The 26,286-nt window shown below is 72.9% G+C and carries 19 protein-coding genes; 6 read left to right on the top strand and 13 right to left on the bottom strand.

Annotated features, from left to right (window positions below; genetic code table 11):
* Positions 1–43: 43 nt before the first annotated feature.
* Together AAH979_RS04775 and AAH979_RS04770 are read left to right on the top strand one after the other, a co-directional pair.
* Positions 44–1,408, top strand: coding sequence for a histidine kinase (locus AAH979_RS04775; RefSeq protein ID WP_346256855.1), 1,365 nt, complete (start codon positions 44–46; stop codon positions 1,406–1,408).
* Positions 1,405–2,073 (top strand): response regulator transcription factor, encoded by a 669-nt coding sequence (locus AAH979_RS04770; protein WP_346256776.1) that lies wholly within the window; start codon positions 1,405–1,407, stop codon positions 2,071–2,073. The genes AAH979_RS04775 and AAH979_RS04770 overlap by 4 nt, the downstream gene beginning before the upstream one ends.
* Positions 2,074–2,163: 90 nt before the next feature.
* On the opposite strand, the gene AAH979_RS04765 is transcribed toward AAH979_RS04770, so the two are convergent.
* The 7 genes from AAH979_RS04765 to AAH979_RS04735 form a co-directional block, all read right to left on the bottom strand.
* Positions 2,164–4,656, bottom strand: coding sequence for a family 20 glycosylhydrolase (locus AAH979_RS04765; RefSeq protein WP_346256775.1), 2,493 nt, complete (start codon positions 4,654–4,656; stop codon positions 2,164–2,166).
* A 196-nt stretch (positions 4,657–4,852) separates the two neighbouring features.
* Positions 4,853–5,653, bottom strand: a complete 801-nt coding sequence (locus AAH979_RS04760) for a methyltransferase domain-containing protein (RefSeq protein WP_346256774.1) — start codon at positions 5,651–5,653, stop codon at positions 4,853–4,855.
* An 86-nt stretch (positions 5,654–5,739) separates the two neighbouring features.
* The gene (locus tag AAH979_RS04755) at positions 5,740–6,966 is read right to left on the bottom strand and encodes an MFS transporter (RefSeq protein ID WP_346256773.1); all 1,227 of its coding nucleotides are present in this window, start codon (positions 6,964–6,966) and stop codon (positions 5,740–5,742) included.
* Positions 6,959–8,128, bottom strand: coding sequence for a hypothetical protein (locus AAH979_RS04750; RefSeq protein WP_346256772.1), 1,170 nt, complete (start codon positions 8,126–8,128; stop codon positions 6,959–6,961). The genes AAH979_RS04755 and AAH979_RS04750 overlap by 8 nt, the downstream gene beginning before the upstream one ends.
* A complete protein-coding gene (locus tag AAH979_RS04745; protein ID WP_346256771.1) occupies positions 8,121–9,200 on the bottom strand; it encodes a glycosyltransferase in 1,080 nt (359 codons plus the stop codon). The genes AAH979_RS04750 and AAH979_RS04745 overlap by 8 nt, the downstream gene beginning before the upstream one ends.
* Complete coding sequence (locus AAH979_RS04740; RefSeq protein WP_346256770.1) at positions 9,197–10,486, bottom strand: DegT/DnrJ/EryC1/StrS family aminotransferase; 1,290 nt, start codon at positions 10,484–10,486, stop codon at positions 9,197–9,199. The genes AAH979_RS04745 and AAH979_RS04740 overlap by 4 nt, the downstream gene beginning before the upstream one ends.
* Positions 10,483–11,697: a glycosyltransferase gene (locus AAH979_RS04735; protein WP_346256769.1), complete on the bottom strand. Its 1,215-nt coding sequence runs from the start codon at positions 11,695–11,697 to the stop codon at positions 10,483–10,485. The genes AAH979_RS04740 and AAH979_RS04735 overlap by 4 nt, the downstream gene beginning before the upstream one ends.
* Positions 11,698–12,341: 644 nt before the next feature.
* On the opposite strand from AAH979_RS04735, the gene AAH979_RS04730 reads away from it, so the two are divergent.
* Together AAH979_RS04730 and AAH979_RS04725 are read left to right on the top strand one after the other, a co-directional pair.
* Positions 12,342–14,513, top strand: a complete 2,172-nt coding sequence (locus AAH979_RS04730; protein ID WP_346256768.1) for a discoidin domain-containing protein — start codon at positions 12,342–12,344, stop codon at positions 14,511–14,513.
* A gap of 165 nt (positions 14,514–14,678) precedes the next feature.
* Positions 14,679–17,834 (top strand): tetratricopeptide repeat protein, encoded by a 3,156-nt coding sequence (locus AAH979_RS04725; RefSeq protein ID WP_346256767.1) that lies wholly within the window; start codon positions 14,679–14,681, stop codon positions 17,832–17,834.
* Positions 17,835–17,999: 165 nt separating this feature from the next.
* On the opposite strand, the gene AAH979_RS04720 is transcribed toward AAH979_RS04725, so the two are convergent.
* Both AAH979_RS04720 and AAH979_RS04715 read right to left on the bottom strand, forming a co-directional pair.
* Complete coding sequence (locus AAH979_RS04720) at positions 18,000–19,196, bottom strand: cation diffusion facilitator family transporter (protein WP_346256766.1); 1,197 nt, start codon at positions 19,194–19,196, stop codon at positions 18,000–18,002.
* Between the two features lie 397 nt (positions 19,197–19,593).
* The gene (locus AAH979_RS04715; protein ID WP_346256765.1) at positions 19,594–20,232 is read right to left on the bottom strand and encodes a maleylpyruvate isomerase family mycothiol-dependent enzyme; all 639 of its coding nucleotides are present in this window, start codon (positions 20,230–20,232) and stop codon (positions 19,594–19,596) included.
* A gap of 138 nt (positions 20,233–20,370) precedes the next feature.
* On the opposite strand from AAH979_RS04715, the gene AAH979_RS04710 reads away from it, so the two are divergent.
* Together AAH979_RS04710 and AAH979_RS04705 are read left to right on the top strand one after the other, a co-directional pair.
* Complete coding sequence (locus tag AAH979_RS04710; protein WP_346256764.1) at positions 20,371–21,369, top strand: sigma-70 family RNA polymerase sigma factor; 999 nt, start codon at positions 20,371–20,373, stop codon at positions 21,367–21,369.
* A gap of 62 nt (positions 21,370–21,431) precedes the next feature.
* Positions 21,432–21,560, top strand: a complete 129-nt coding sequence (locus AAH979_RS04705; protein WP_346256763.1) for a hypothetical protein — start codon at positions 21,432–21,434, stop codon at positions 21,558–21,560.
* Positions 21,561–21,645: 85 nt separating this feature from the next.
* On the opposite strand, the gene AAH979_RS04700 is transcribed toward AAH979_RS04705, so the two are convergent.
* From AAH979_RS04700 to AAH979_RS04685, 4 genes are all read right to left on the bottom strand, one after another.
* Positions 21,646–22,845 (bottom strand): PHB depolymerase family esterase, encoded by a 1,200-nt coding sequence (locus AAH979_RS04700; protein ID WP_346256762.1) that lies wholly within the window; start codon positions 22,843–22,845, stop codon positions 21,646–21,648.
* 183 nt (positions 22,846–23,028) lie between these two features.
* The gene (locus AAH979_RS04695; RefSeq protein ID WP_346256761.1) at positions 23,029–23,892 is read right to left on the bottom strand and encodes a carbohydrate ABC transporter permease; all 864 of its coding nucleotides are present in this window, start codon (positions 23,890–23,892) and stop codon (positions 23,029–23,031) included.
* The gene (locus AAH979_RS04690) at positions 23,889–24,872 is read right to left on the bottom strand and encodes a sugar ABC transporter permease (RefSeq protein ID WP_346256760.1); all 984 of its coding nucleotides are present in this window, start codon (positions 24,870–24,872) and stop codon (positions 23,889–23,891) included. The genes AAH979_RS04695 and AAH979_RS04690 overlap by 4 nt, the downstream gene beginning before the upstream one ends.
* Positions 24,873–24,879: 7 nt before the next feature.
* Positions 24,880–26,157 (bottom strand): extracellular solute-binding protein, encoded by a 1,278-nt coding sequence (locus tag AAH979_RS04685; protein WP_346256759.1) that lies wholly within the window; start codon positions 26,155–26,157, stop codon positions 24,880–24,882.
* Positions 26,158–26,286 lie beyond the last annotated feature (129 nt).

Here is a 26,286-nt window from a genome sequence, read left to right as displayed (position 1 = left end):
CGGATGTCGCGGGCCGGGAACGGTGGGCGAGAATGGCCTGGTGATGAAGGGGGCGATGGCCGGCCGGCTGTGGGCCCGGCTCCGGCTGCTGCTGCGCCCGTCCGGCCCGCTGCCGACACTCTCGTGGCGCGGCTGGGCGTTCGACGTCATCGTGGCGCTGGGCCTCCTGCTCGCCGCGATCGTCGAGGGCGACGGCCAGCAGGACGTGGAACACCGGGCATCCTCGGCCAGCTTCGACAACCAGGACCTGGCCGAGCCGATCCCGCCGCGGGACCCGTTGCCGCCGCTGGACCCCGACCCGCCCCGGGCCCCGCGCCCGCCAATGCCGGACCCGTTCCTGCCGATCGAGGACTACGAGGTCGGCTGGACGGTCGTCATGCTCGCCGTGGTGGTGCTGCCGTTGGTGTTCCGCCGCCGCTATCCGCTCGCGGCGCTGTGGACCGTCCTCGTCACGGCTCCGCTGGCCAGCGACTACAACGCCGCGTTGCGGGTGTCCTTCTACGCCTGCGTCATCGCCGCCTACACGGCCGCCGTGTACAGCCCGTACCGGGTGCCGGCGCTGGCGAGCCTGCCCGTGGCGGCGTTCCTCTACACCCAGATCCGGGAGTCGGCGGTGCCCACCGTCCCGGACAATGCCGTCCCGTTCCTGATCCTGATCCCGATCGTCCTCGCGGCCAACGGCCTGCGCCAATGGAAACGGCGGGCCGACGAGGATCGTGCCCGGCTGTCCAGACTCGAACACGAGCAGGCCGAGGCGCTGCGCCGCGCCGCCGAGCACGAGCGCGCCCGCATCGCCCGGGAACTGCACGACGTGGTGACCCACAACGTGAGCGTCATGGTCATCCAGGCCGGAGCGGCCCGCAAGGTCATGCGGACCAGCCCTGACCAGGCCCACGACGCGCTGCTCTCCGTCGAGGCCGGCGGTCGGGCCGCGATGGCCGAACTGCGCCACGTCATGGGGCTGCTGACCATGGACAGCGACGGCGGTGACCCGGCCGGCACGGGCGGCCTGACCCCACAGCCGGGCCTCGACCGGCTGGAAGCACTGGTGCAGCGGGTGCGCGACGCCGGGACACCGGTCGAGCTGACCGTGTCCGGCCAACCCCGTCCGCTGCTGCCGGGAATCGAGCTGACCGCCTACCGGGTGGTCCAGGAGGCGCTGACCAACACGGTCAAACACGCCACCGGGGCGAGCGCGACCGTCCTGGTGGAGTACGGCACCGAGCAGCTCCGGGTCGAGGCCACCGACACCGGCGGCCTCCCCGGTGTCGCGGCCACCACCGGCAACGGGCACGGCCTGATCGGTCTGCGTGAGCGGCTGGCGGTCTACGGCGGGACCCTGCGCACCGGGCCACGCCTGCGCGGGGGCTACCAGGTCACCGCACGAATCCCGCTGGAGGCGCCATGACCGCACCGCTGCGGGTCGTCGTCGCGGACGACCAGGCGCTGGTCCGTACCGGCTTCCGGATGATCCTGACCGCCGACGGCATCGACGTGGTCGCCGAGGTGACCAACGGTGCCGAGGCCGTCGACGCGGTCCGGCGTACCCTGCCGGACGTCGTCCTGATGGATGTCCGGATGCCCGAGATGGACGGGCTGGAAGCCACCCGGCGGATCCTCACCGGTGCCACCGGCGACCCACGCGTGATCATCCTGACCACCTTCGATCTCGACCACTACGTCTACGCGGCGCTCTCCGCCGGCGCCAGCGGCTTCCTGCTCAAGGACGTCACTCCGGAACATCTGGTCGCCGCCGTCCGGATGGTCCGGTCCGGCGACGCGCTGCTGGCCCCCACCATCACCCGGCGGCTCGTCGAGCGGTTCGCCAGTCGCAGCGCCGACCCCGCCGCACCGCACCGCGACCTCTCCACGCTGACGCCGCGCGAGCTCGAGGTGCTGCGGCTGCTGGCGCAGGGCCTGAGCAACGCCGAACTCGCCGCCCGCCTCCACCTCTCCGAAGCGACCGTCAAAACCCACGTCGCCCGCATCCTCGGCAAACTCGGGCTCCGCGACCGCGTCCAAGCCGTCGTCGTCGCCTACGAGACCGGCCTGGTCAGCCCGGGAGGCGGATAGCACGGCCCACGGCGCGGTCGAGGGTGCCGGCGGTGGTCTCCGCCACCGGCCCGGCCCCCGGGATTCTCGTTCCCGGAGGCCGGGATCCGGTCAGAGGTCCCGGCACTGCCCGGTGACCGGGCCACGCACCGTGTTGGGTACGCCGTTGTCCACCGGTGCCGGGGTGTTGCCGGTGCAGACCAGCGGGCCGCCGATGGTGTTGCCGGCGATCACCGGCGCCGGGCCGGTGCCGGTGCCGGTGCCGGTGACCACGAGCGGGCCGCCGACCCGTACGCCCTCGATGCCGAGTTGTCCGGTGGTGCCGGTGACGGTCACCGGGCCGGCGACCGAGCCGCCGAGCAGTTCGAGGGTGGTCGCGCCGGTGGCCTGCACCGGCCCCCGGACCGACGCCGCGGTGGCGATCAGCGAGCCGCCCGGGCGGACGGTCACCGGGCCGGTGACGGTGGCGCCGGCCAGGCAGGTCACCCCGGCCCCGACCACCAGCGGCCCACGGTGCTGGCCGGACAACCGGCTGGTGCAGGTGTCGACGGTGACGGTGAACCCGGCGCTGCTGGTGACCCCGCCCGGCCGGGTCGCGGTGACGGTGGCCCGATAGACGCCGTCCCGGGCGTACCGGTGGCTGGCGGTGGCGGTGTAGAGGCCGTTGACCCTGGTGACGGTGCCGGCCGTACCGCTGACCGTGGCCGGGGAGCTGCTGCCGTCGCCCCAGTCGACGGTCGCGGTCACCTGGTCGGGCGCGACCCCCGGCGCGGAGATCGAGGCGAGCGCGCCGCCGACGGTACGCGTGTCGCCGTGCACGTCCGGCGCCGCCACGTCGACCCGCCACGGCACCTGCGGGGACGGGTGGAAGTTCTGGCCCTGGAGTTGCCAGCGCAGGCCGTGCCCGGCCACCCGGTCGACGAAGGAGGCCAGGTTGCGCTCCGGGTGGACGTTCGGCGACCAGCCGATCTCCGCCGTCGCCGGCAGCCGGGGGAACGCCTGGAACTCGATGTCGGCGCCGGTGAGCAGCGTCTCGGACCAGATCGGCGCCTCGACGCCGAGGATGTGCGCGTCGGTCACCGCCGGCAGGGTCTCGCCGTTCACGGTGCGGGCCGGGATGTAGCTGCCCGGGTCGCTGCTGGTGCCGGACCAGTGGTAGAAGTGTGACACGTCCAGGGTGCCGGCCCAGCCGAGCCCGAGCGGGCTGCCGGGGAACTGCCGCATGTCCAGATAGGTGTGGTTGGCCGGCGACATGACGACCTTCATACCCTTCTGCACGGCCCGCCGGGCCGTGTCGCCGCCGGCACCGGCCGGGTTGCCGTTGTTCCAGAACTGGGCGACCGCCGGGGCCGCGCCGGGCCGGTCGAAGTTCGCCTGGGAGATCTCGGCCCAGCCGATCCCGGTCTTGCCGTGCGCTGTGACCAGGTCGGCCATGCGGTCGACGAAGTCGACGAAGCGCTCGTGCGAGAGTATGGACGCCGGCACCTCGTCGCCGCCGAAGTGGTAGTACGGGCCGGGGGTCAGCGCGCTGAGCTGCGCGACGATGTCGGTGAGGATGGCCCAGGTGTTCGGGCTCTCCGGGCAGAGCGCGCTGTAGCCGACGGCCCCGGTGAGGTTCCAGACCGGGGGCGTACGGTTGCTGCAGTTGACGTCCGGCAGCACCGGGTCCGCCTCCGGGCCGGCGTACGACATGATGATCGCGTTGGTGTGCCCGGGCGTGTCGACCTCGGGGATGACGGTCATGAAGCGTTCCGCCGCGTAGTTGACGACGTCGACGTACTCGGCCTGGGTCCAATGGCCGCCCGGGTCGTTGTTGATGGAGAACTGCGCCCCGATCTCGGTGAGTTCCGGGCGGCCGTCGATCGCGATCCGGAAGCCCTGGTCGTCGCCGACGTGCAGGTGCAACGTATTGATCTTGTATGCCGCGGCCTGGTCGATCAGCCGCTTGACCACGGCCGGCGGCTGGAAGTGCCGGGCGATGTCGAGCATCACGCCCCGGTAGCCGTACCGGGGGACGTCCTCGATCCGGACCCCGGAAACCGTCCACGGTCCGGGTCGGAGCGTCCGGCTCTCGATCCACGGCGGAAGCAACTGCCGCAGCGTCTGTACGCCGTAGAAGAGGCCGGCCGGGCGGGCCGCCGACAGGCGTACCCCGGCGGCGGTGACGTCGAGCCGGTATCCCTCGTCGCCGAGTTCGGCGGCGGCCACCAGGCGCAGCGCGATGTCGCCGGGGCGGGGGGCGGCAGCGTTGACCGGTAGCGGATAGCCGGTGGACGGCCGCAGCAGCGCCGCCAGCCCGTCGGCGACTCCGGTGGTCTCCGCGCCGCCGTCGGGCGCGACCACGATCCGGCTCTGCGGAGCGAGCGTGAAGGTCTCCCCCGGTACCGGGACCGCGCTGGCCGGTACCGGGACGACCTGGGCCGCCCCGCTCCGCACGGCGGCCGCCCGGGCCGCCGGGGTGCCGAGCTGACCGGCCAGCGCGACGCTGGAGACCACGAGGGTGATGCCGAGGGCGGCCCGGCCGAGCCGGGTCGGCCCGCGCCGGGCGGTACGCCTGTGGCTGGGTGATGCCGACCGGTCAGACCTCTGCAGCGAACCATTCATTGTCACGCTCTCCTGCTCCGGCTGGGGCGGCCGCCCGCCAGGCACCGGCTCGTCCCGGTGGCCCGGGATGGCGCGGGCACGGACGGCGGTCGATCGCCACGGATCTGGGACATCGACGAAAGAACGTTCGCCGAATGATAAGGACCCGGCAGGCGTACTGTAAAGAGTCTTAACACTGTCGCGCCCTACCCGCCTGTCACTGGTCCCGTGGGTCGGCGGTGACCGTCCGGCGGACATCGACGTACATCGTCTCATCGTTGCGGACGGCCCGATCCAACGCCGCGAGGTGCGGCAGGGCGCTGCGACCGAACGACCGGACCGAGATCGCGTCCGGGTCGAAGCCCGCGGCGCCGAGGGCGTGGCGCAACTCGTCCAGGTCGTAGATCCACTTGTGCCCGTGGAACTGGAAGATCTGGTTGACCATGAACGCCTTCCGCTCCGGAAGGTCCCCGGGCTTCGCGCCGAGGCTCATCAGCCGGCGCCGGTGCCGGGCGAAGAACCCGTCGGCGCCGTCGTCGAGGTATCCGGCCACGTACCGGTGCAGGTCCGGCGTTGTCAGCCGGAGCCATCCGCCGACGGCGAGGATCCGCCGCACCTCGCGCAGCCAGCCGATGCCCTCGGCCAGGGTCAGGTGCTCGATGAAGTGCTCGGCGTACGCCCAGTCCACGCAGCCGTCCGCCAGCGGCAGCGGGTCGCGGGCGTCCAGCCGCACGAAGTACGCGCATCCGTCCACTCTGTACACCTGGCCCGGCTCGGTCCGGGTGTCCCCGTCCACCAGCCCGATCACGTCGGTGTTGAGGCAGCCCGGGTCCCGCCCGTCCCACGAGCCGAACTGGATGCCGGTCACTCCGATACCCGCCAGGTCGGCCCGGTCCAACGGCGATGTCAGCCCGGTCGCTTCCAGCCGGCGGCACGGCGCGTGCCAGCCGGGGTCGGGTTCGTCCCAGGTCCACTCCGCGGGCTCGGACCCGGTCTGCCATTCGGCGTTCTGCGTCAAGGACTGCGCTCCCGGTTCGTTGGATGGGTATGGGTGGGTCCGCCGGACGGGTACGAGCGCCGCGGCGGGTACGCCGGCCGGACCGGTCAGAGTTCCGCCCGTGCCGGTTCGGCTCCGGCCACCGGCGCCCGGCGGTCGGCCGCGACCAGTGGCTCGGCCAGCAAGATGGCGAGCGCGGCGGCGACCAGTACGCCGCCGACCAGTGCGGTGCCCCGTACGCCCAGCGTGGGCAGGATGCCGGCCCCGAGCAGCGATCCGCCGGCGATGCCCACGTTGTAGGCGGCGGAGTTGCCGGCCGCGGCCAGGTCGGAGCTGCCCGGGGCGACCTCCAGCACCCGGTTCTGCAGGGCCGGCGTCAGCGCACCCATGGCGAATCCCGAAACGGCCAGCAGGGCGGCGGCCACCAGCGCCACCTCTGCCAGCAGGAACATGCCGACCAGGGCGAGCGCCAGCAGTGACACCGACGACACCATGGCGAGCCGCTGCCGGCGGTCGCTGAGGATGCCGCCGGCCGCGATGCCGGCGAAGTCCGCCAAGCCCCGGACCAGCAGCAGCCCCCCGACGGCCGCCGGTGCGAACCCGCTGACCTCGGTCAGGAAGACGGCGGTGTAGGTGAAGGCCGTGAACAGGCCGCCGACCGAGAGCACGGTGGCGACGACCACGATCCAGTACCGGCGGGCATCCGGGCTGGTCCCGGTCGCGGCGTGCGTCTGACCGACCGGGACCGACGGCATGAGCAGCACGATCGCCACGAACGCGAGCAGCGCGAGCCCGGCCAGCATGAGGAAGGCGGCCCGCCAGCCCGCCTGCTGGCCGACCCAGGTGCCGGCCGGTACCCCCAGCATCGGCCCCAGCGAGGCACCGGCGAAGACGACGGAGGTGACCCTGCCGCGTACGTGCACCGGGAACATCCCCGCCGCCGCCGGCGCCACCACCGCCCAGAACAGCGCCTGGGTGAACGCGACCACCACCCTGGCGGCGAAGAGCACCTCGTACTCCTGGGCGGTCGCGGAGAAGACCGTGGCGAGTACCAGCACGGCCAGCAGCCCGGCCAGCAGGCGTCGGCGCGGGATGCGGGCGGTGACGTACGTCAGCGGCACCGAGACGACCGCGACGGCGACCGCGTACCCGGTGACCAGCAGCCCGGTCTGCGACAGCGACACCTCCAGGTCGGCGGAGACCAGCGTGAGGATGCCGATCGGCAGGGTCTCCATCGCGACGTAGCAGAACGCCGAGACGGAGAGCGCGGCCAGCGCGCCGATCGCGCGCATCGACACGGTCGCGCCGGGGATGACCGGCGCCGGCTCAGCCATCCGACCTCCCCCGCCCGTCCGCCACCCGGTCGTACGCGGCCAGCACGATCTTCTCCGGCACCGCGCTGAGCGGCTGGCCGCTCGCCTGCGTCACCGGTACGCCCGGAGCGGCCAGCAGCACCATCGGGATATCCCCCGCGTCGCAGGCGAGGTAGCCCCGCTTGTTGTCGCCGCGCAGTACCGTCCGCAGCACCGTCCGGTCCACCGGTCCCAGCCTGCCGGCCGGCGGCGGCAGCCGCAGCCGCGCCAGCAGCCGGTGATGGCGGTCCACCTCGCCCCGGTCCAGATAGCCGAGCATGGCGCTCGCCTCCGCCGCGACCAGCATCCCCCAGGCGATCGCCTCACCGTGGCTGAAGTCGCCGTCGGTCACGATCTCCAGCGCGTGCCCCACGGTGTGGCCGTACTCGAAGATCACCGCCTCGCCCCGCTCCCGTGGGTCCCGGACGAGCATCGGCAGCTTCGCCTCGATGCCGAGCCGGCACAGCGCGACGAACGAGTCGACCGGCCGGTGCTCCAGTCCGGCCACCGCGCGGAGGAAGGTCGGCTCCTCGTGCGGAACCATCGCCAGCACGTTCTTCGCCATCTCGGCGACCCCGGTCAGCAGGTCACCGCGCGGAATGGAGGTGAGCCAGGTCAGGTCACAGCCGATCAGCGACGGCGGCAGGTAGGTCCCGCCGAGGTTCTTCCCGGCGCTCAGGTTGACCGCCTGCTTCTGGGACAGCACCGAGTCGAAGGCGGCGACCGGGGTGGTCGGCAGGTGGACGAGCCGGATGCCCCGGAAGAGCAGGGCGGCGGCCAGCCCGGCGATGTTTCCGGTCAGCCCGCCGCCCATCGCGACCATCAGCGAGCGGCGGTCGGCGCCCCGATCGACCGCGTACTCGAGAATCGCTTCGACGACGGAGAGCCGCTTGCGCCGCTCCGCCGCGTCGAGCACGAAGCGGTGCACCGCCATCCGCCGCCCCAGCCCGGCCAGCACCGGTTCGGCGTGTGCCAGCACCTGCCGGTCGACGACGAAGACCACCGACTCGGCGCCCCCGGCCAGCCGGGCGACCGCCTCGACGATCTGGTCGACGCAGTCGACGCCGTACAGATAACTGGTACCGCGCTCGCCGAACCGCACGTCCGCGACCTGCACGGTGCTGCCTCCCCGTCGCTCATTCATCGGCGTCGCCGCCCGTGGAGCGGAAGCCGGCGAACAGCAGGTCCGGCCGGCGGAGTTGCACGGCGGCCACCACCGCGCCGACATCGAACGCGTACTCCAGTGCCGCGCAGGCGACCGCGTCCGCGACACCGCGCGCCGAGTCGCCCGGCCGGCGGCGCCGCCAGGCCCGCAGCCCGAGCCCCACTCCGGCGGTCAGCGGCACGAGCAGGGCGCTGCGCCCCCGGGTAGGACCCAGCGTCGCCACCGCCACGCCGCCGGCCAGCCCGAGCACGGCCACCGGGTTGCACCGCGCCGTACGCCGCTGCGGGTGGAGGGTGGCGAGCCACTGCTCCGAGCGTCCGTAGCCGAACAACCGGCGCCAGACGGACCGGACGGAATCGCTGCTCATCCGGTCGTGCGTCACCGTCGCTTCCGGGTCGGCGCGGATGGTGAAGCCCCGCCCCGTCAGCCGGAGCCCCAGGTCGACGTCCTCGCCCGCCACCACGGTGAGGGACTTCTCGACGAATCCGCCGACCGCGCGGAAGGCGTCGCGCCGCAGCAACAGGTTGCTGGTCGTGGCCCACGGCAGCGACCGACCGGCCCGGGGCATCTCCAGGTCCCCGTTGAGCAGGTGCGAGCGCCGCATGATCCGGAACACCGCCGTCCGGCTCTCCTCCACCAGGGTCGGGCCGGCGATCCCGGCCACCTCTGCCGGGGCCCGCCGGATGCCGGTCACGTATCTGCGCAACAGCTCGGGCGAGACCCGGCAGTCCGAGTCGGTGAAGAGCAGCAGGTCGTGCCGCGCGTGCGACACCCCGAGGTTCCGCTTCGCCCCGACGTGCCGGGGGCCGCGGACGTACCGGGCACCGTGCCGGGCGCAGTTGGCCCGGTGTGCCCGCGCGTCGTCCGGCGTCGAGTCGTCCACGACCACGACGTCGACGGGTTCCGGGCACCGGGCGGCGGCGACGGCCAGGCTGGCGAGCAGCCGGGCCGTCTCGTCGACCCGGCCCCGCACGGGTACGACCACCGAGACACCCGGGGTGACCGTTCCGACATCCGCCTCCGGCGGCCGGTCCACCTCCTCGGTCGTCATTCCCGGCCGCCTTCCGCAAGGTGTCCGGCGACCTTGGCGATACCCCGCGCCAGGTCGAGCATGTCGCTCTCCAGGCCCAGGAACGCGCTGTGGTGCAGCAGCACCGCGTGCCGGGCGAGATGGTCCGCACCGGGGAAGTCCCGGTCCCGGTGCCGGGCCACGAAGCGCTCGGAGAGCGGTGCCAGCGCCGGCTTGGTCCACGGACGCAGCAGTGGGCTGCGCTGCAACGGCACCCGGGGCGGATAGGCCCGCATCCCGACCTCCGCGGTGAGGGCCGCCGCCACCCAGGAGTTGTTTCGGTGCGGAGGCAGCGGGTCGAAGACCACCGGCACCTCGTAGAGCGAGATCCGGTCCTGTTCCGGCCGTCGGGCGAGCAACCCGACCCCCGGTACGTCGGCGAGCAGTTCGCGGAGCCGCTCGTAGTTCCGCTCCCGGACGGTGTTCTGCGCGTCGAGCTCCGGCAGTTGGGCGCAGAGCAGGGCGGCACCGAACTCGCTGAGGCAGAAGTTCGCGCCCATCACCGTGGCGCTCTCCCGCAGGTCCAGCTCGCCGGGGCGGGCGTCGTCCCGCCAGCTCCGCGAGTCGGCGCGCAACTCCTCCAGCCGGGTCAGCAGCGCATCGTCGTCGGTGACGACCGCACCGCCCTCGCCGCAGGTGAGCACCTTCGAGTGCTGCATGCTGAAGCAACCCAGCCGGCCGAGCGAGCCGGCCGGGCGGCCGAGCCAGCGGGCCCCGTGCGCCTGCGCCGCGTCCTCGACCACCTCGATCCCCCGGGCCGAGGCGAACTCCTCGATCGCCGGGATGTCGGCCATCGCGCACGCCCAGTGCACCGCGACGACCGCCCGTACGTCGTCGTTGGCGCGCAGCGCCGGCACGTCCAGGCAGCCGGTCTCCGGGTCGACGTCCGCGAGTACCGGCAGCAGGCCGGCCCGCAGCACGGCGGTGGCGCAGGCGGTCCAGGTGAGCGCCGGCACCAGGACCGGGTCGCCGTACGCCAGGCCCAGTGACTCCAGGGCGATCACCAGGGCACTCGAACCGTGGTCGGTCGGTACGCAGTGCCGGGTGCCGACGTACTCGGCGAACATCCGGGCGAACCTGCGTTCGAAGAGCTCGCCACGGCGTGGACTGGTGATCGCCCAACGCCCTCCGTGCAGGACCTCGGCGAGGTGGCTCTCGGCGGCCGGTGCCGGTACGGGCCAGTCGGGCCAGGCCCGCTCCGGACCGCGTACGGCGGGGCCACCGCCGATCGCCAGCGCCGTCCCGGGGTCCACCCGTACGCCGGTCAAAGCCCGAACCCGAAGGCACGGATCTCGCGGCCGATCCGCCGGGCCTCGGCCACGAGATCGAGGTTCCACCGGTCCCAGAGCCCGGTCAGCCGGGACGTCATCAGCACGACGTCCACCGACTGCTCCGGCAGCGGTGTCCGCACGCCGATCGCGTGGTGGCCGACCCGGCCGCCTCCGGTGAGCGCCTGCCGCAGCAGCTCCTCGTCGAAGTCCACCAGTACCGCCGAGGAGAGCTCCGCGGGCACGCTGCCCCCGGAGCCGAAGACCGCCACCCGCTCACCGGGGCGCAGTCCCGCCGCCGCCTCGCGCAGCTCCGCGGTGACGTCGAGGTCCCGGGCCCGGGCCGTCCAGTCCAGCAGCGCCTGGTAGTCGTCCTCCCACGGCCAGTACAGGTCCTTGGTGATCAGGGACCAGCCGATCTCGGCGACCGGTTCGGGGTGCTTGCCGAGCAGGACCCCGATGTTGTGGTGGTTGCCCTGCCGGTTGCCCTCCCAGTCCCGGTCGTGCGGTGCCTCGATGACCCAGGCGGAGCGGCTGACCACGAACTCCACCCCCCGGCGGTGCAGGCGTAGGCCGATTTCCATGTCCTCGACGCCCCAGCGCTGGAAGTCCTCGTCGAAGCCGCCGACCGCCCAGTAGTCCTCGGTACGGATGGAGCAGTTCGTGGCCCACAGGAGGATCCACGGCACCACCAGACGTCCGGGATCGAAGCCGCACCGGAGGAAGGCGCCGTGCCGGATGTCGAAGATGGACGGGTCGTTCGCGTACGCCGCCAGGACCCGCTCGGGCAGCAGCCGCCCGACCATCTCCGCCAGGCCGGGCGTCGGGTCCTCGGGCCGGTACGCGTACGCGTAGCCGATCACCGCACGGCGCGCGGAGCCGTCGCCGTGCGCCGCGAGGTGTTCGCGGAGGTAGTCCGGCCCGACCAGCGCGCCGGTGTCCAGGAACACCAGGATCGGTGCGCTGGCCAGCCGGGCACCGGCGTTGCGGGCGGCGGCGACCCGGAACCCGTGGTCCTGCTGGAAGTGGTAGCGCAGTCGCAGCCGGTCGGAGAAGGACTTGACGACGGCGGCGGTCGCGTCGGAGGAGCCGTCGTCGGCGACGATGACCTCGAACTCCTCCGTCGGCAGGCTCTGTCGGGCAAGGCCCCGCAGGGCCTCGGCCAGCAGGTCACAGCGGTTGTAGGTGGGTAGGATGACGGAGACTTTCACGTCGCGGGACGACTCGGCAGAGATCGTTGCACCCCCGTTCAGGCAGCGGCGGATCGGCCGGACGAGACCGGATGTCAGGGAGTCGGAGGATCGCCCGCACGGCGGTGGCGCCGACCGGACCCATCGGGCACCGGATGGCGCGCAGCATTGCCCACCATGGAACCCCCGTTCGCCGAACGCCTTCCGGAGGCGGCCCCGCAGGCTGGGCGGGTGGCCGAACTCTCGTCCGGGACGACGTTCACCGGCCGTTCGGCGGTAGGTGACCGGCCGGTATCTGGACCCTATCCAGAGTGGCGCGGTCGAATCAAGGGCGTCGATGCCTCCGCCCGCTCCTTCGCCGCGAAGTACCACGTCGACGGTGCGCCGGATCCCCCTCGGTGAGCGTCACCCGTGCCGCCGGATCGACCAGAGCCGGGCGCTGGTCGGGAGAACGTCACGCTGTGCAGCTCGCCGGAGAGTGGCCGGACGTACGGCGGCTCACGCGACTCAGGGCGGCATCCAGCCGGAGCTGGCCCGCTGGACCGCCCCACATTGACAGCGATCCCTGATTCATTCAGAGTATCCGAGAGAGCGCTCTCCCATCCGATTGTCATCAGCCCGCAACCGGCCCGAAACCGACGCGGGCCTCACCTCAGGGAGCACTGATGGACAGCGCTCTGTCCCCACCCCGCCGCCGACCACCCCGGCCACGCCGCTGGCGTCCGCTCGCCGGGTCGGTCGTCGCGATCCCGGCCCTGCTCGCCGGCTACCTCGCCATCTCCGGTACGTCCGCCGGGGCGGCCGAGACCCTACTCTCGCAGGGCCGGCCGGCCACCGCCTCCTCGGTCGAGTCCGCCGCCTATCCGGCCTCCGCCGCGGTCGACGGCAACACCGGAACCCGCTGGTCCAGCGGATTCGCCGACCCGCAGTGGTTGCAGGTCGACCTCGGCACCGTCACCCCGGTCAGCCGGGTCCTGCTGAGCTGGGAGGGCGCCTACGCCCGCGCCTTCACGATCGAGACCTCGACCAACGGCTCGACCTGGACGACCGTGCACAGCACCAGCACCGGCACCGGCGGCAACCAGGAGATCAGCGTCACCGGCAGCGGGCGGTACGTCCGGCTGAACGCGACCCAGCGGGGCACCGCGTACGGGGTGTCGCTCTGGGAGTTCCAGGTGTACGGCGAGACCGGCACCAGCGCCTGCGGTACCGGCAACACCGCGCAGGGCCGGCCGGCCACCGCCTCCTCGGTCGAGTCCGCCGCCTATCCGGCCTCCGCCGCGGTCGACGGCAACACCGGTACCCGGTGGGCCAGCGCCGCCGCCGACCCGCAGTGGCTCCGGGTCGACCTCGGCAGCACCCAGTCGATCTGCGGGGTCACCCTGGTCTGGGAAACGGCGTACGCCACCGCGTTCCAGATCCAGACCTCGACCGACGGTTCGACCTGGACCACCGTGCACACCAGCACCACCGGCACGGGCGGGACGCAGGACCTGACCGTCACCGGCACCGGCCGGTACGTCCGGATGTACGGCACCGCCCGGGCGACCGCGTGGGGCTACTCGCTGTGGGAGTTCGCGGTGCGCACCGGCAGCGGGCCGACGACCCCGCCGACCACCACTCCCCCGCCGACCACCACCCCGCCACCGGGCGGCAGCGTGCTGCTGTCGTACCAGAAGCCGGCGGTGGCCTCCAGCAACCAGAACGACGGCACCTGCTTCGAATGCGTGCCCGCGCGGGCCTTCGACAACGACCCGGCCAGCCGGTGGGCCACCAGCACCACCACCGGATGGGTCGACCCGGGCTGGATCTACGTCGACCTGGGCGCCACCGCCACCATCACCCAGGTGGTGTTGCAGTGGGACCCGGCCTACGCCACCTCCTACCAGATCCAGGTGTCGGCTAACGCCAGCACCTGGACCCCGATCTACTCCACCAGCAGTGGCCGGGGCTTCAAGGAGACGCTTAACGTCACCGGCACCGGCCGGTACGTCCGGATGTACGGCACCGCCCGGGTCGGCCCGTACGGCTACTCGCTCTACGAATTCAAGGTCTACGGCACCGGTGGCAACCCGACGGCACCGCCGGCGATGCCGCCCGACCCGACGTTCCCGGCCAACAACCTGGTCTGGAGCGACGAGTTCAACGGTGCCGCCGGCAGCAAGCCTGACCCGGCCAAGTGGACGATCGACCCCGGCACCGGGCAGAACAACGAGATCCAGTACTACACGAACAACGACAACGCCTCGATGAACGGCACCGGCGCTCTGGTGATCGAGGCCCGCCGGGAGACCGCCGGCGGGCGCGACTACACCTCGCACCGGATGAACACCGGCAACAAGTTCCACGTCCAGTACGGCCGGATCGAGGCCCGGATCCAGGTGCCGAAGGGCAACGGCCTCTGGCCGGCGTTCTGGATGATGGGCGCCGACTTCCTCACCGGACGGCCGTGGCCGTACAACGGGGAGATCGACATCATGGAGGTGCTCGGCCGGAACACCCTGGAGGGCTACTCGACGCTGCACGCACCGCAGTACAACGGCGGTGGCGGCTACGGGCAGAAGTACCCGGCGCCGGGCGGGGTCGACTTCGCCGGTGGCTTCCACGTCTGGGCCGCGGAGTGGGACAGCCGGGGCATCACGTTCAAGGTGGACGGCCAGACGGTCTTCTACGCCAGCAAGGAGACGGTGGAGTCGACCCGTGGCCCGTGGGTCTTCGACCACCCCTTCTATCTGATCCTCAACCTCGCCGTCGGCGGTGACTTCCCCGGACCGGTCGACCCGAGTACGCCGTTCCCGTCCCGGATGCTCGTCGACTACGTACGCGTCTACCGCTGAACATCGGATGGCCGGTACGGCGGACCGGCCACTCCGCAGCCCCTTCTCCCAGGGCGCCGGACGCACGGACGCCCGCGGCTGCCGGAATGTCGGATGACCGCTACCGGTATCGAGCCCCTTGCCACGGTTTCACCCGCACGCCACGCTGTTAGGCATGGGGGCGGGATGGTCGTAGCTCGCGAGAGCGCATACGGTGTCGGCGCTTTCGGGGACTCCGGCGACGGGGGCGCCGACACGGTACGGCTGGAGGTCCTCGGCTCGGTACGCGCCTGGCGCGGTGAGTACCAGATCGCCTTCTCCTCGCCCGGCCAACGGGCCGTACTCGGCCTGCTGGCCCTGGCCGCCGGCCGGCCGATCCCCCGGGCCGAGATCATCGACGCGCTCTGGGACGACAGTCAGCCGCCACCCACCGCCACCAACGTGATCCAGACACACGTCAAGAACCTCCGTCGACTGCTCGAACCCGACCGGCGGACGCACACCGCGAGCGCCGTCCTGCCCCGGGTCGGCGACGGGTACGCCGTCGGCGTACCGGCCCGCAACCTCGACGTCTGCGTGTTCCGTGACCTCGCCGGGGCGGCGGCCGAGGCGCACCGCCGGGCCGACCTGACCGGTTCGGTCCGGCTCTGGCAGCGGGCACTCGCGCTGTGGCGCGCCGCGCCACTGGTCGACGTCCCCTCGCTCGCCGGGCATCCGAAGGTCGTCGCGCTGGCCGAAGAGCGCCGGGCGGCGGTACGCCGGTACGGCGAGGTCATGATCGCCATCGGCAGGGCCGCCGACGTGCTGCCGGCGCTGGAGGAGGTGGCCGCGAGCAGCCCGCTGGACGAGACCACCCAGGGACTGCTGATCCGGGCCTACCACGCGCTGGGGCGCCGGGACCGGGCGGTCGCGCTCTACCGCCAGACCCGGGAGCGGCTCGTCGAGGAGTTGGGGGTCGAACCCGGCCCCGAACTCGCCACCGCCTACCGGGACGCGCTGCGGGCCGCCGAGCCCCCGACGGCGACACCGGCCATCGCGACCGGCGGCCGCACCGGGCCGGACGACCCGCCGGCCGCCCCCGCGCAACTGCCCGCCGACGTACCCGGATTCAGCGGCCGCTCGGCCGAGCTCTCCACCCTGGACAGGCTGCTGGTGCGGTCCGGGCAGCACGGCGGGCCGGCGCCGTCCACCGTCCCCGTCGTCGTGCTCGCCGGCACCGCCGGAGTCGGCAAGACCGCCCTCGCACTGCGCTGGGGGCACCACGCCCGGCACCGGTTCCCCGACGGGCAGCTCTACGTCAACCTGCGCGGCTACGACGTCGACCGGCCGATGCCGCCGCAGGAGGCGCTGGCCGGGTTTCTCCGCGCGCTCGGCGTACCCGGCACCGAGGTGCCGTTCGGACTCGACGAGTGCGCGGCACGGTACCGCAGCGAACTGGACGGCCGGCGGATGCTGATCGTGCTGGACAACGCGGCGTCGGTGGAGCAGGTCCGCCCGCTGCTGCCGGGCAGTTCCTCCTGCGCGGCACTGGTCACCAGCCGGGACAGCCTCGCCGGGCTGGTCGCCCGGGACGGCGCCGAGCGGATCGAACTCGGCCTGCTCTCCAGCGCCGACTCGGTCGAACTGCTCTGGCGCACCCTCGGCGAACGGGTCGCCCGGGAACCCGCGGCCGCCGCCGCGCTCGCCGAGCGCTGCGCCCACCTGCCGCTGGCCCTGCGGGTCGCCGCCGAACTCGTGCTCACCCGACCCACCGCACCACTGGCGGTACTCGTCGCCGAACTCGCCGACCAGCAGCACCGGCTTCGGCTGCTCGACGCCGGCGGCGACCCGCGCACCGGGGTACGGGCCGTGCTGTCCTGGTCGTACCAGCAACTACCGCCCGCCGCCGCACGCGCCTTCCGGATGCTGGGTCCGCATCCCGGACCGGACATCGACCGGTACGCCGCCGCGGCGCTCTTCGACACCGGGCCGGAGCCGGCCCGGCACCTGCTCGACACGCTCGCCCGGGCGAACCTCGTGCAGCCGGCCGGCAACCACCGGTACACCTTCCACGACCTGCTCCGGGCCTACGCGGCCGAACGCTGCGCAGCCGACGAGCCGGCCTCGACCGCCGACGCTGCCCTGGACCGCCTCTTCGACTACGAACTGGCCGCCGCGACGACGGCGATCGACACGCTCTATCCGGCGGAGCGGCACCGCCGGGCGCCGGTCCACCGGCCACCGGTCCCGCCGCCGCCAATGCCGGACCCGCAGGCCGCCCGGGAGTGGCTGGACGCCGAACGGCCGACCCTGGTGGCCACGGCGGTCCGGGCCGCCGAACGCGGCCGGTCGGCACATGCGGTACGGCTGACCCTGACCCTGCTGCGCTATCTGGAGAGCGGCGGATACTTCGCCGAGGCAGAACGGATGCACACGCATGCCCTGGCCGCGGCCCGGGAGGCCGGCGACCGGGTCACCGAGGCGCACCTGCTGACCGGACTCGCCGTGATGTACGCCCAGCAGGGCCGGTACGCCCCGTCGATCGCCCGGCTGCGCGAGGCGGTGGCGCTGAGCCGGGAGAACGGCGACAGCGCCGGTGAGGCACGGGCGCTGGGCAACCTCGGCCACGTCCAGCAGCGCCAGGGCCGGTACGACGAGGCCGCCGAGGCGCTGCGCGCCGCGCTGCTGCTCTGCCGGCGGGCCGGTGACCCGGCCGGCGAGGCCCGGGCCGGCGGCAACCTCGGGCACGTACTGCTGCGGCAGGGCAACTACCGCGAGGCGGGGGTGCACCTGCGTACCGCCGCCGTGCTCTGCCGACGGATCGCGGACGCGACCGGCGAGGCGTACGCGCTGACCAGCCTCGGTGACCTGCACCTGCGCGGCGGACGGCTGCTCGCCGCCGCCGGCCGGCACCGGCGGGCACTGGCCCTGTTCGAGGCGGTCGGCGACCAGGCCGGCAAGGCGCTCGCGCTGGACGGCCTCGGCCGGGTACGCCTGCGGCAGGGCGACCACGAGTCCGCGCTGGATCTCGTGGAGCAGGCGCTCAGGTTGCTGCGCCGGGTCGGTGAGCGGGCCGGCGAAGCCTCGTCCACCAACAGTCTCGGCGAGGCGCTGCACCTGCTGGGGCGGTTCGGCCCGGCCCGGACGCAGCACAGCACCGCGCTCAGCCTGGCCACCGAGATCGGGGACGCGTACGAGCAGGCCCGGGCGCACGCCGGGCTGGGCCGGGCGTACCAGGCGGCCGGTGACGGCGGGCGCGCCGAGACACACTGGAACTCGGCCTACGCCCTCTACCGGATGCTCGGGGTGCCCGAGGCGGCCGAGTCCCGGGACCAGTTGGCCCCCCTCGGCCGGCCAGCCTGACTCCGCCGTCCCCGGCCGTCCTGACTCCCGCCGTCCCGGCCGGCGGACCCGCCCGGCGGCCGCGTCCGGTGTCTTGCCCGCGGGCCACGTTCCGCCGCCGCCCTCGACCGGCTGTCCGCGCTCCGCGGCTTGCCCGCCGGCCGGATCAGCGGGCTCGGACCGCCGTCACGACCGGTCCGCCGAGGCGGTGACCTCGGGGGTCAGCGGTTCGGGCCGGTCCGCGCCCCGACTCCGCCGCCGGTGCGACAGCTCGGCGTGATGATGGTCGCCGGGGTGGCTGGCCGGGTCGGTGTGCACGGTGGCACTGCGCAGTCGTGGTACGGCGTGGCTGAGCTGGTGTTCGGCGTCGGCGGCGACCTCGTGAGCCTGGAGCAGGGTCAGCTCGGCGTCGACCACGAGGGTGGCCTCGGCGTGCATCCGGTGGCCGATCCAGCGCAGCCGTACCCCGGTCACCTCCCGGACACCGGGCACGGCCCGCAGGGTCGCCTCGGCCCGGTCGACCAGATCCGGATCGACGGCGTCCATCAGCCGCCGGTAGACCTCCCGCGCGGCGTCCTTCAGTACCAGCAGAATCGCGGCGGTGATCAGCAGTCCGACCGCCGGGTCCGCCCACCGCCAGCCCAGCGCGGCCCCACCGGCGCCGACCAGCACCGCCAGCGAGGTGAACCCGTCCGCGCGGGCGTGCAGTCCGTCCGCGACCAGGGCGGCGGAACCGATCCGCCGTCCGACGGCGATCCGGTACCGGGCGACCAGTTCGTTGCCGAGGAAGCCGACGAGCGCGGCGGCGGCGACGTACGGCAGGTGCCGGACGTCCTGCGGGTCCAGCAGTCTGCGGACGGCCTCGTAGCCGGCGAAGGCGGCCGAGGCGGCGATGGTCACGACGATGGCGATTCCGGCGAGGTCCTCGGCCCGGCCGTAGCCGTAGGTGTATGCCCGGGTCGCGGCCCGCCGGCCGAGCAGGAAAGCGATGCCGAGGGGCACCGCGGTCAGCGCGTCGGCGACGTTGTGCAGGGTGTCGCCGAGCAGCGCCACCGAACCGGACAGTGCCACGACGAGCGCCTGCAAGCCGGCGGTGGCACCGAGGACGGCCAGCGAGATCCACAGTGCCCGCAGGCCGGCCCGGGAGGTCTCCAGCGCGGTGTCGACCTTGTCGGCGGTGTCGTGCGAGTGCGGGGTGAGCAGGTGCCCGAGACGGTGCCGCAGTCTGTGCCACCGGCCCGCGGGATCGGGCTCGCGCGGGTGGTGCCCGGACGGGCCGTGACCGTGGTCGTGGCGATGCGGGTGCTGCCCGAGGCGCTGCTGGTGGCGGTGCGGGGGGTGCGGGTGCTCGTGTCGGGGACCGTGGTCGTGGCTGTCGCTCATGCGCCGCTGCCCCTCCCTGTCGGACCGGCTGGCCGGCCGTGGTAGCGGCCCTGGACGCGACCGCCTCCGCCGAGGTTACGTGCTCATGTACGCACGCGACAACGAAGCAGGTGCCAACCCGTCGCAACAGCGACCGCCTGGCGCCCCTGGACGCTCGGTGCCCGACCAATTCGCTGCTGGTGGCCCCCTGGTCGATGGCAGCGACGACCTGCGACGGCGACGACCACGTCGACGACGACCGCGGCGGTGAGCGCGATGGCGGCGGCATCGCGGCGATCCGGGTGTGGGCCGGGCCTGCCGTGCCTGGCTCCGGGCGGTCAGGCTTGATCCCTCCGCCAGGCACGGCGGGCCCGGCCGTCGTGCGGCGCTGCCCGGGCGGCGGTGCCGGCGGGGCGGGTCAGCCGGGCGCGGGACGCCCGGAGAACCGGGCGGCCGCCTCACCGTGGAGCCGGCCGAGGGGCAGCCGACGCCCGCAGATCACCAGCAGCAGGTCCTGGGCGAGGCCCCGGAGCGGGCTACCGGTGCCGTAGCTCCAGTCGAGATCGGTGGCGTGCAGCGCGATCCCGGAGAGGTCCACCCCGAAGTACGCGACGCTCCTCGGTTTCATCCGGGACAGCACGAGGCCGACCCGGTCCGGTGGCACCCGGCGATCCAGTCCGAGCCCGACGGTGATGTCCAGTCCGTGGATCACCTCGTGCGAGAGTGCGCCGTGCACGCCGCCACCCGGTGGTGTCCAGCGGTGCCCGATGTTGTCCCGCAACGTCCCGAGGAGGCGCTCGGCGGAAAGGTCGGCGGCGTCGCGCCGGGCGCACCGGTCGGCCATCCGGTCGATGCTTCCCCGGGCCTTGAGCAGTTCCACGACGGTACGCCCGAACGAGCTCCGGAACGGCAGCGTGGTGTGTGCGACGACCTCGCGTACCCGCCAGCCCTCGCAGAGCGTGGCTGCGTCCCACTGCTCCGGGCGGAGTGCGGCGAGCAGTTCCACCTGTTCCCGGCGTTCCGCCCGCAGCTCGGCCCACAAATGATCTTCGTTCATCGACTGTTCTCCTGTCCGGCCGCCACCGGCCCCGGGGCGGCCCTACCCGGAGATACGGGGTGGGCGCCGGAAACTCATCGGTGCCCGGCCGGATCCGTGGTCACGGCGCTGCCGGTCGGGCTGGGTAGGGTCGGACGGGTGGTGGAAACGACCGTGGGCACATCCGGCCTGGACGCGGAGACGTCCCGGTTGGAGCCGTTCCGGACCGAGCTGACCGGTTACTGCTACCGGATGCTCGGTTCCGGGTTCGAGGCCGAGGACGCCGTCCAGGAGACGCTGGTCCGGGCCTGGCGGTCGTTCGACCGGTACGACGAGCGGCGCGGCTCGCTGCGGACCTGGCTCTACCGCATCGCGACGAACATCTGCCTGGACATGCTCCGCAGCGTGCAGCGTCGGGCGCTGGCCATGGACCTCGGCGCGGCCGCCGACGGGCCGGGCATCGGCGCGCCGGCACCGGAGCGGACCTTCGTCCAGCCGGTCCCGGACGGCGCGGCACTGCCGATGCACGGCGATCCGGGGGAGCTGGCGGTACGCCGGGAGACGATCCGGCTGGCGTTCGTCGCCGCGTTGCAGCACCTGCCAGCCCGGCAGCGGGCAGTGCTGATCCTGCGCGATGTGCTGTGCTGGCGGGCCGAGGAGGTCGCCGAGTTGCTGGAGACGACGGTGGCGTCGGTGACCAGCGCGTTGCAGCGGGCCCGGACGACGCTGCGGACGGTCGACCAGGCTCCCGGCGAACCGTTCCGATCGGCCGACCGGACCCAGCGCGACCTGCTCGCCCGGTACTGCGACGCGTTCGAGCGCCACGACGTCGAGGCGCTGGTGGCACTGCTGCACGAGGATGCCACGATGTCGATGCCGCCGTTCCGGTTCTGGTTGCGGGGCCGGGACCAGATCCGGCTGGCGCTGCTGGATCCGGACGCGTCGTGCGCGGGTGCCCGCCTCGTCCCGGTCGCGGCGAACGGGTCCCCGGCGTTCTGGCAGCTCCGGCCGGCCCCCGATGGCGGCTATCTGCCGTTCGGGCTGGTCCTGCTCGACGTGGTCGACGGCCTGGTGGCCGGTGTCACCACGTTCCTCGACGCCGATCGGCTGGTCACCCTCTTCGGGCGGCCGGACGAGCTGCGGCCGGCAGACCGATGAGTTCCGGCCCCCGGCCCGTACCCCTTGACGACAGTGGTACGACGGCACCCGGGGAGCCTGCCGTGACAACCGTGCAGCCGATCATCGCCACCCCCGACCTGCCCCGCCAACAGGTGGTCCACCTGCACGACCCGGACGGCAACCTGGTCAACCTGATCCAGGAGCTGGGCAAGGGCGACCGGGCCGGCTGAGTCACCGGCCCGGTGGCTCCGGACGCGTCGGGACGGCCGGAGCCACCGGGTGGCCGGCCCCGGGGACGGCACCGGCCATGCCCGTTCAGCAGCCGATCACCCAGTGGGCGGGGCCGGTCTGCTGGAGGGTGGTGGTGGCGAAGACGTTGTAGAGGCCCATCCGGGCGCCCGAGCCGAGCGCGTAGGCGTACCCGCCGGACTGGTAGGCGCGGCCCGCCTGGACGTGGGCGTAGTTGCTGGCGGTGACGCAGACCGGATCCTCGCCCGGGTCACCGGGATCGCCGGGGTCTCCCGGGTCGCCGGGGTCGGTGCCGGTGCCGAGGCCGAAGAAGAGCGCGTCCCGGTACGCCGAGCAGATGGTGTCCAGGAAGTACGCGGCGGCGGTGCCGCACTGCTCGGCCCCGGACCCCGGGTCGACCGGGGTGCCGTGCCCCATGCCGGCGACCCGGTAGAGGCGTACCTGGTCGGCGCCGTAGGTCTCCAGGGTGGTGCCGCCGGGCAGGCTGGAGGTGCTGGTCGGGGTCTGCGACACGCCGAGCACGTTGGTCCACTGGTCGCGGGACTCGGCGCTGTTGGCGGTGCCGACGGTGTAGTCGGCGGTGCCGTGCCAGATCGCGACCTTCGGCCGGGCGCCGGAGTAGCCCGGATACGCGTTGCGGACCAGGTCGCCCCACTGCGCCGGGCTCCGGTCGACACCCGGGTTCATGCAACTGAACGCGTTGACCATGCTGGTGGCGCAGCGGTAGGGGATGCCGGCGACGATCGAGCCGGCCGCGAAGGTGTCCGGATAGCTGGCGAGCATCGCCGCGGCCATCGCCCCGCCGGCGGAGAGCCCGCTGACGTACACCCGGTTGGCGGCGATGCCGAAGGTGCTCCGGGCGTGGTCGACCATCTGCTTGATGGAGAGCGCCTCGCCCTGGCCCCGGGCGGTGTCACCCGGCTCGAACCAGTTGAAGCAGGAGGTGGAGTTGTTCGCCGACTTCTGCTCCGGCACGATCAGCGCGAATCCCCACTGGTCGGCGTACTTGCGCCAGCCGGAGTTACTGAAGTAGCCGTTCGCGTTCTGGGCGCAGCCGTGCAGCAGCACCACGGCCGGGGCGTTGCCGGGCAGGTTGTCCGGCCGGTAGGCGTACATGGTGAGGTTGCCGGGGTTGGAGCCGAAGCCGGTCACCTGGCCGAAGGTGGCGGCTCCGGCGGGCCCGGCGACGGCGAGTACGCCCACCGCGGCCAGTACGGGCACGAGGGCGGCCCGCACGAGGCGGGCCAGGACGGGTCTGTGGCGCATGGTGGGCCTCCGGCGGTGGTGTGGGCTGGATCACGCTGAAGTTGCCGCGACGTTACGACCCTGGGACGAACCGCCGACATGGCGTGGCGTCACACATTTCCGGACATCGAAGTGATGGCGATCCCCATGGCAGCGGAGGCGACCGACGACCCTGGACCGGGCGCGCCTGCGGCAGGGCGTGGGTCAGCCCTTGATCCCGGTCGCCATGATGCCGCGCACGATCCAGCGCTGGGCGGCCAGGAAGACCAGGGCCAGCGGGACGACCGAGACGACCGCGCTGGCGAACAGCGCCGGCAGGTTGATCGCCTGTGCGGTGAGGTTGGTCGACATCGCCACCTGGACGGTCCAGAGCGCCGGATCCTGCCCGATCACCAGCGGCCAGAGGAACGAATTCCAGTGCTCGATGAAGGAGAGCACGCCGAGCGCGGCGAGCAGGCCCGCCGAGTTGGGCAGCGCGAGCCGCAGGTAGACCCCGAGGTGGCCGAGGCCGTCGATCCGGCCCGCATCCTCGATCTCCTGCGGGAAACGCAGGTAGAAGCCGCGGAACAGCAGCACCGCGAGGGCGTTGAACAGTCCCGGCACGATCAGCCCCCACAGGGTGTTCACCCCGCCCAGCGAACCGACCACCACGAAGGTCGGCACGAAGGTGGCCGCGCCGGGCACCATCATGGTCGCGACGATCAGCAGGAAGACCGGCCGTGCCGCGGCGACCCGGATCCGGGCGACCGCATATCCGGCCATCGAGGCGAGCAGCGTGGCGACCGGGGCCGAGACGGTCGCGACCAGCGCCGAGTTGAGCAGTGCCCGGCCCAGCGGGGCGGTGCTGTTGTCGAACGCGTCGGTGAAGCCGGTGAAACTGATCCGCTCCGGCCACCAGCGCCACTCCAGGGCCCCGAGTTCGGCCTGGGTCATCAGCGAGTTGCGCAGCAGCAGATAGAACGGGAGCAGGAACGGCACCGCGAAGACGACGGCCGCCAGGTAGCTGCCGATCCGGGCCCGACCGGTCGGCCGGGCGGTGCGGCGGCGCGGAAGGCGGTCGTCGCTCATGCGCCGTCCCTCCGGCCGAATCCGACCAGCCGGCCCTGCGCCAGGGTCACCAGCACGATCAGCAGGGTGACCACGAACGCACCCGCCGAACCGAGGCCGTAGTCCTGCTGGACCAGCGAGACGTCGTAGAGGTAGACCAGCGGCGGGCGGCCGTCCGGACCGGGCGCGCCGGCCAGGCCGGTACTGAGCAGGTTGTAGAACTCGTCGAACGCCTGGAACGCCGCGATCACCAGCAGCAGGGTCACCGCGACCGAGGTGTTGCGCAGCAGCGGGAAGGTGATGTGCCGGAACAGCCGCCACTGGCCCTCCGCTCCGTCGACCTGGGCGGCCTCGTACAGCTCGCCGGGGATCTCCTGCATCCCGGCCAGGAACAGGATCATGTAGAGGCCGATCTGCAACCAGAGCCGGACGGTGATCAGCACGACCCAGTACAACGGCGGGTCCACGGTGGCGATCCACGCGGTCGGCTCCTGGCCGAAGAGCGCGGCCAGCGAGTTGGCCGCGCTGGACGGTACGCCGCTGAACAGGCTCATCTTCCAGATCAGCGAGGCGACCACGTAGGAGACGGCGGCCGGCAGGAAGAAGGTGGTCCGGAACAGCGCCCGGCCCCGGCGCAGCCGGTTGACCAGTACGGCCAGCCCGAGCGCGATCGCGAAGGTGAGCGGCACGATCACCAGCGTGAAGACCACGATCATCGACAGCGAGGTCCGGAACCGCGGATCGCCGAAGAGGGTCCGGTAGTTCGCCAGCCCCGCCCAGTCGCCGAGCGCGATGGTGCCCCGGGCGTTGCTGAAGCTGAGCAGCAGTCCCCAGCCCATCGCGACGTACTTGAAGAGCAGCAGCCCGACCAGCAGCGGCGCGGTCAGCAGGGCGAAGGCCCGCCAGGCCGACCAGTCCACCCGGCGGCGCCCAGGCGGCGCGGGTGCCGGCCGGAGCGCCGGGCCGGGGGCGGTCTCCGGCGGACCGGTACGCACGGACACCTCGGCCTCAGACCGTGGGCAGCTTGTCGAGCGCCTCCTGGGAACGGCCCGCCGCGGCGGTCAACGTCGCCAGCGGATCGGCGTTCTTGCGGATGATGTCGGAGGCGGCGTCGTCGTACGGCTTGCTGACCGTCGGCGCCCACAGTGCGGTGGTCCGGGTGCCGTACTGGTTGAGCAGGTCCACGACCTTCTTCGCCGGCCCGGTCCGCAACGGCTCTGCCTGGGCGGCCAGTCCGGCCCGGGGCGGGACGTGGAAGCCGTAGCTGAGCGCCCAGTCCTGCTGCACCTCGTTGTTGCGCAACCAGAGCCACTGCACGTACTTCTTCGCCTCGGCGACGTGCTTGCTCTTACCGTTGACCACCTGGGACCAGCCGCCGAGGATCACCACCGGCTTGCCGGTCGGGCCGTGCGCCGGCCACGGCACGAGGTCGAAGTCGTCGCCGAGTTCCTTGCTGATCCGGGGCAGCGCCCAGAGTCCGCCCCAGGCGATCGCGGTGGCGCCGGTGATGAGGGCGCCCGGGTCGTACCACTCGGTGGCGTAGCCGAGCAGCATCGACTTCTCGGTGAACATCCGGCGGGCCACGGCGAAGGCGTCGGCGATCTCCGGGGTGGCGTAGCTGACCCTCCGGTCGGTCAGCACGCTCTGCCCGACCGAGAACGGCAGCACCCCGCGCATGCCGGCGAGCCCGTCGTTGCCGACGAAGATGCCCTTGGTCTTGCCCTTGGTGAGCGCCTTGGCCGCGCCGACCAGTTCGGTCAGGGTGGCCGGTGCCGCGACTCCGGCGGCGGCGAGCAGGCTCTTGCGGTAGTAGAGCAGCATCACGTCGATGATCATCGGTACGCCGTACGCCTTGCCGCCGTGGGTCAGCGGGCTGAGCGCGTGCGGGTTGAGTTCCGCCTTGGCCGACCCGAGGATGTCGTCGAGGGCGGTGACCTGTTGCTGCGCCACCATGTCCGGGGTGACCTCGTTGATCTCGTACACGTCGGGGCCCTCCGGGGTGAGCACCGACGACTGCCACTTCGTCTTGTAGTCGCCCGGCACCCAGGTCACCTTGACCGCGACGTCCGGGTTCTGCTTGGTGTAGTCGGCGGCGTAGCGCAGTGCGGCCTCCCGGGTGCCCTGCTCGCCGTACTCGTGGTACCAGTGGTTGAGGGTGACCTTGGCCGATCCCGCGCTGCCGCCGATCGGGTCGGACTGGCAGGCGGGCAGCACGGCGCCGCCGACGACCAGCAGCGAGCCGCCGAGAAAGCGCCGTCGGGACAGGCCGGGATGGGGACCGCTCATGGTGCAGCCTTCCTTCTCGCGCGCCGACAGCGGCCGCGTGCATCGGAGTCGGTGGATGGCGTCGCTGGGGTGAGCCGTAGCCTAGGGTTCTGAAACTACTTCGTCAAGGACAAAGAATAAGGCTCTGTG

The sequence above is a fragment of the Plantactinospora sp. ZYX-F-223 genome (genome assembly GCF_039649625.1).
Classification (GTDB): Bacteria; Actinomycetota; Actinomycetes; order Mycobacteriales; family Micromonosporaceae; genus Plantactinospora.
Note: the sequence above shows the minus strand (reverse complement) of the source record. Positions and strands in the feature narration are given on the sequence as shown.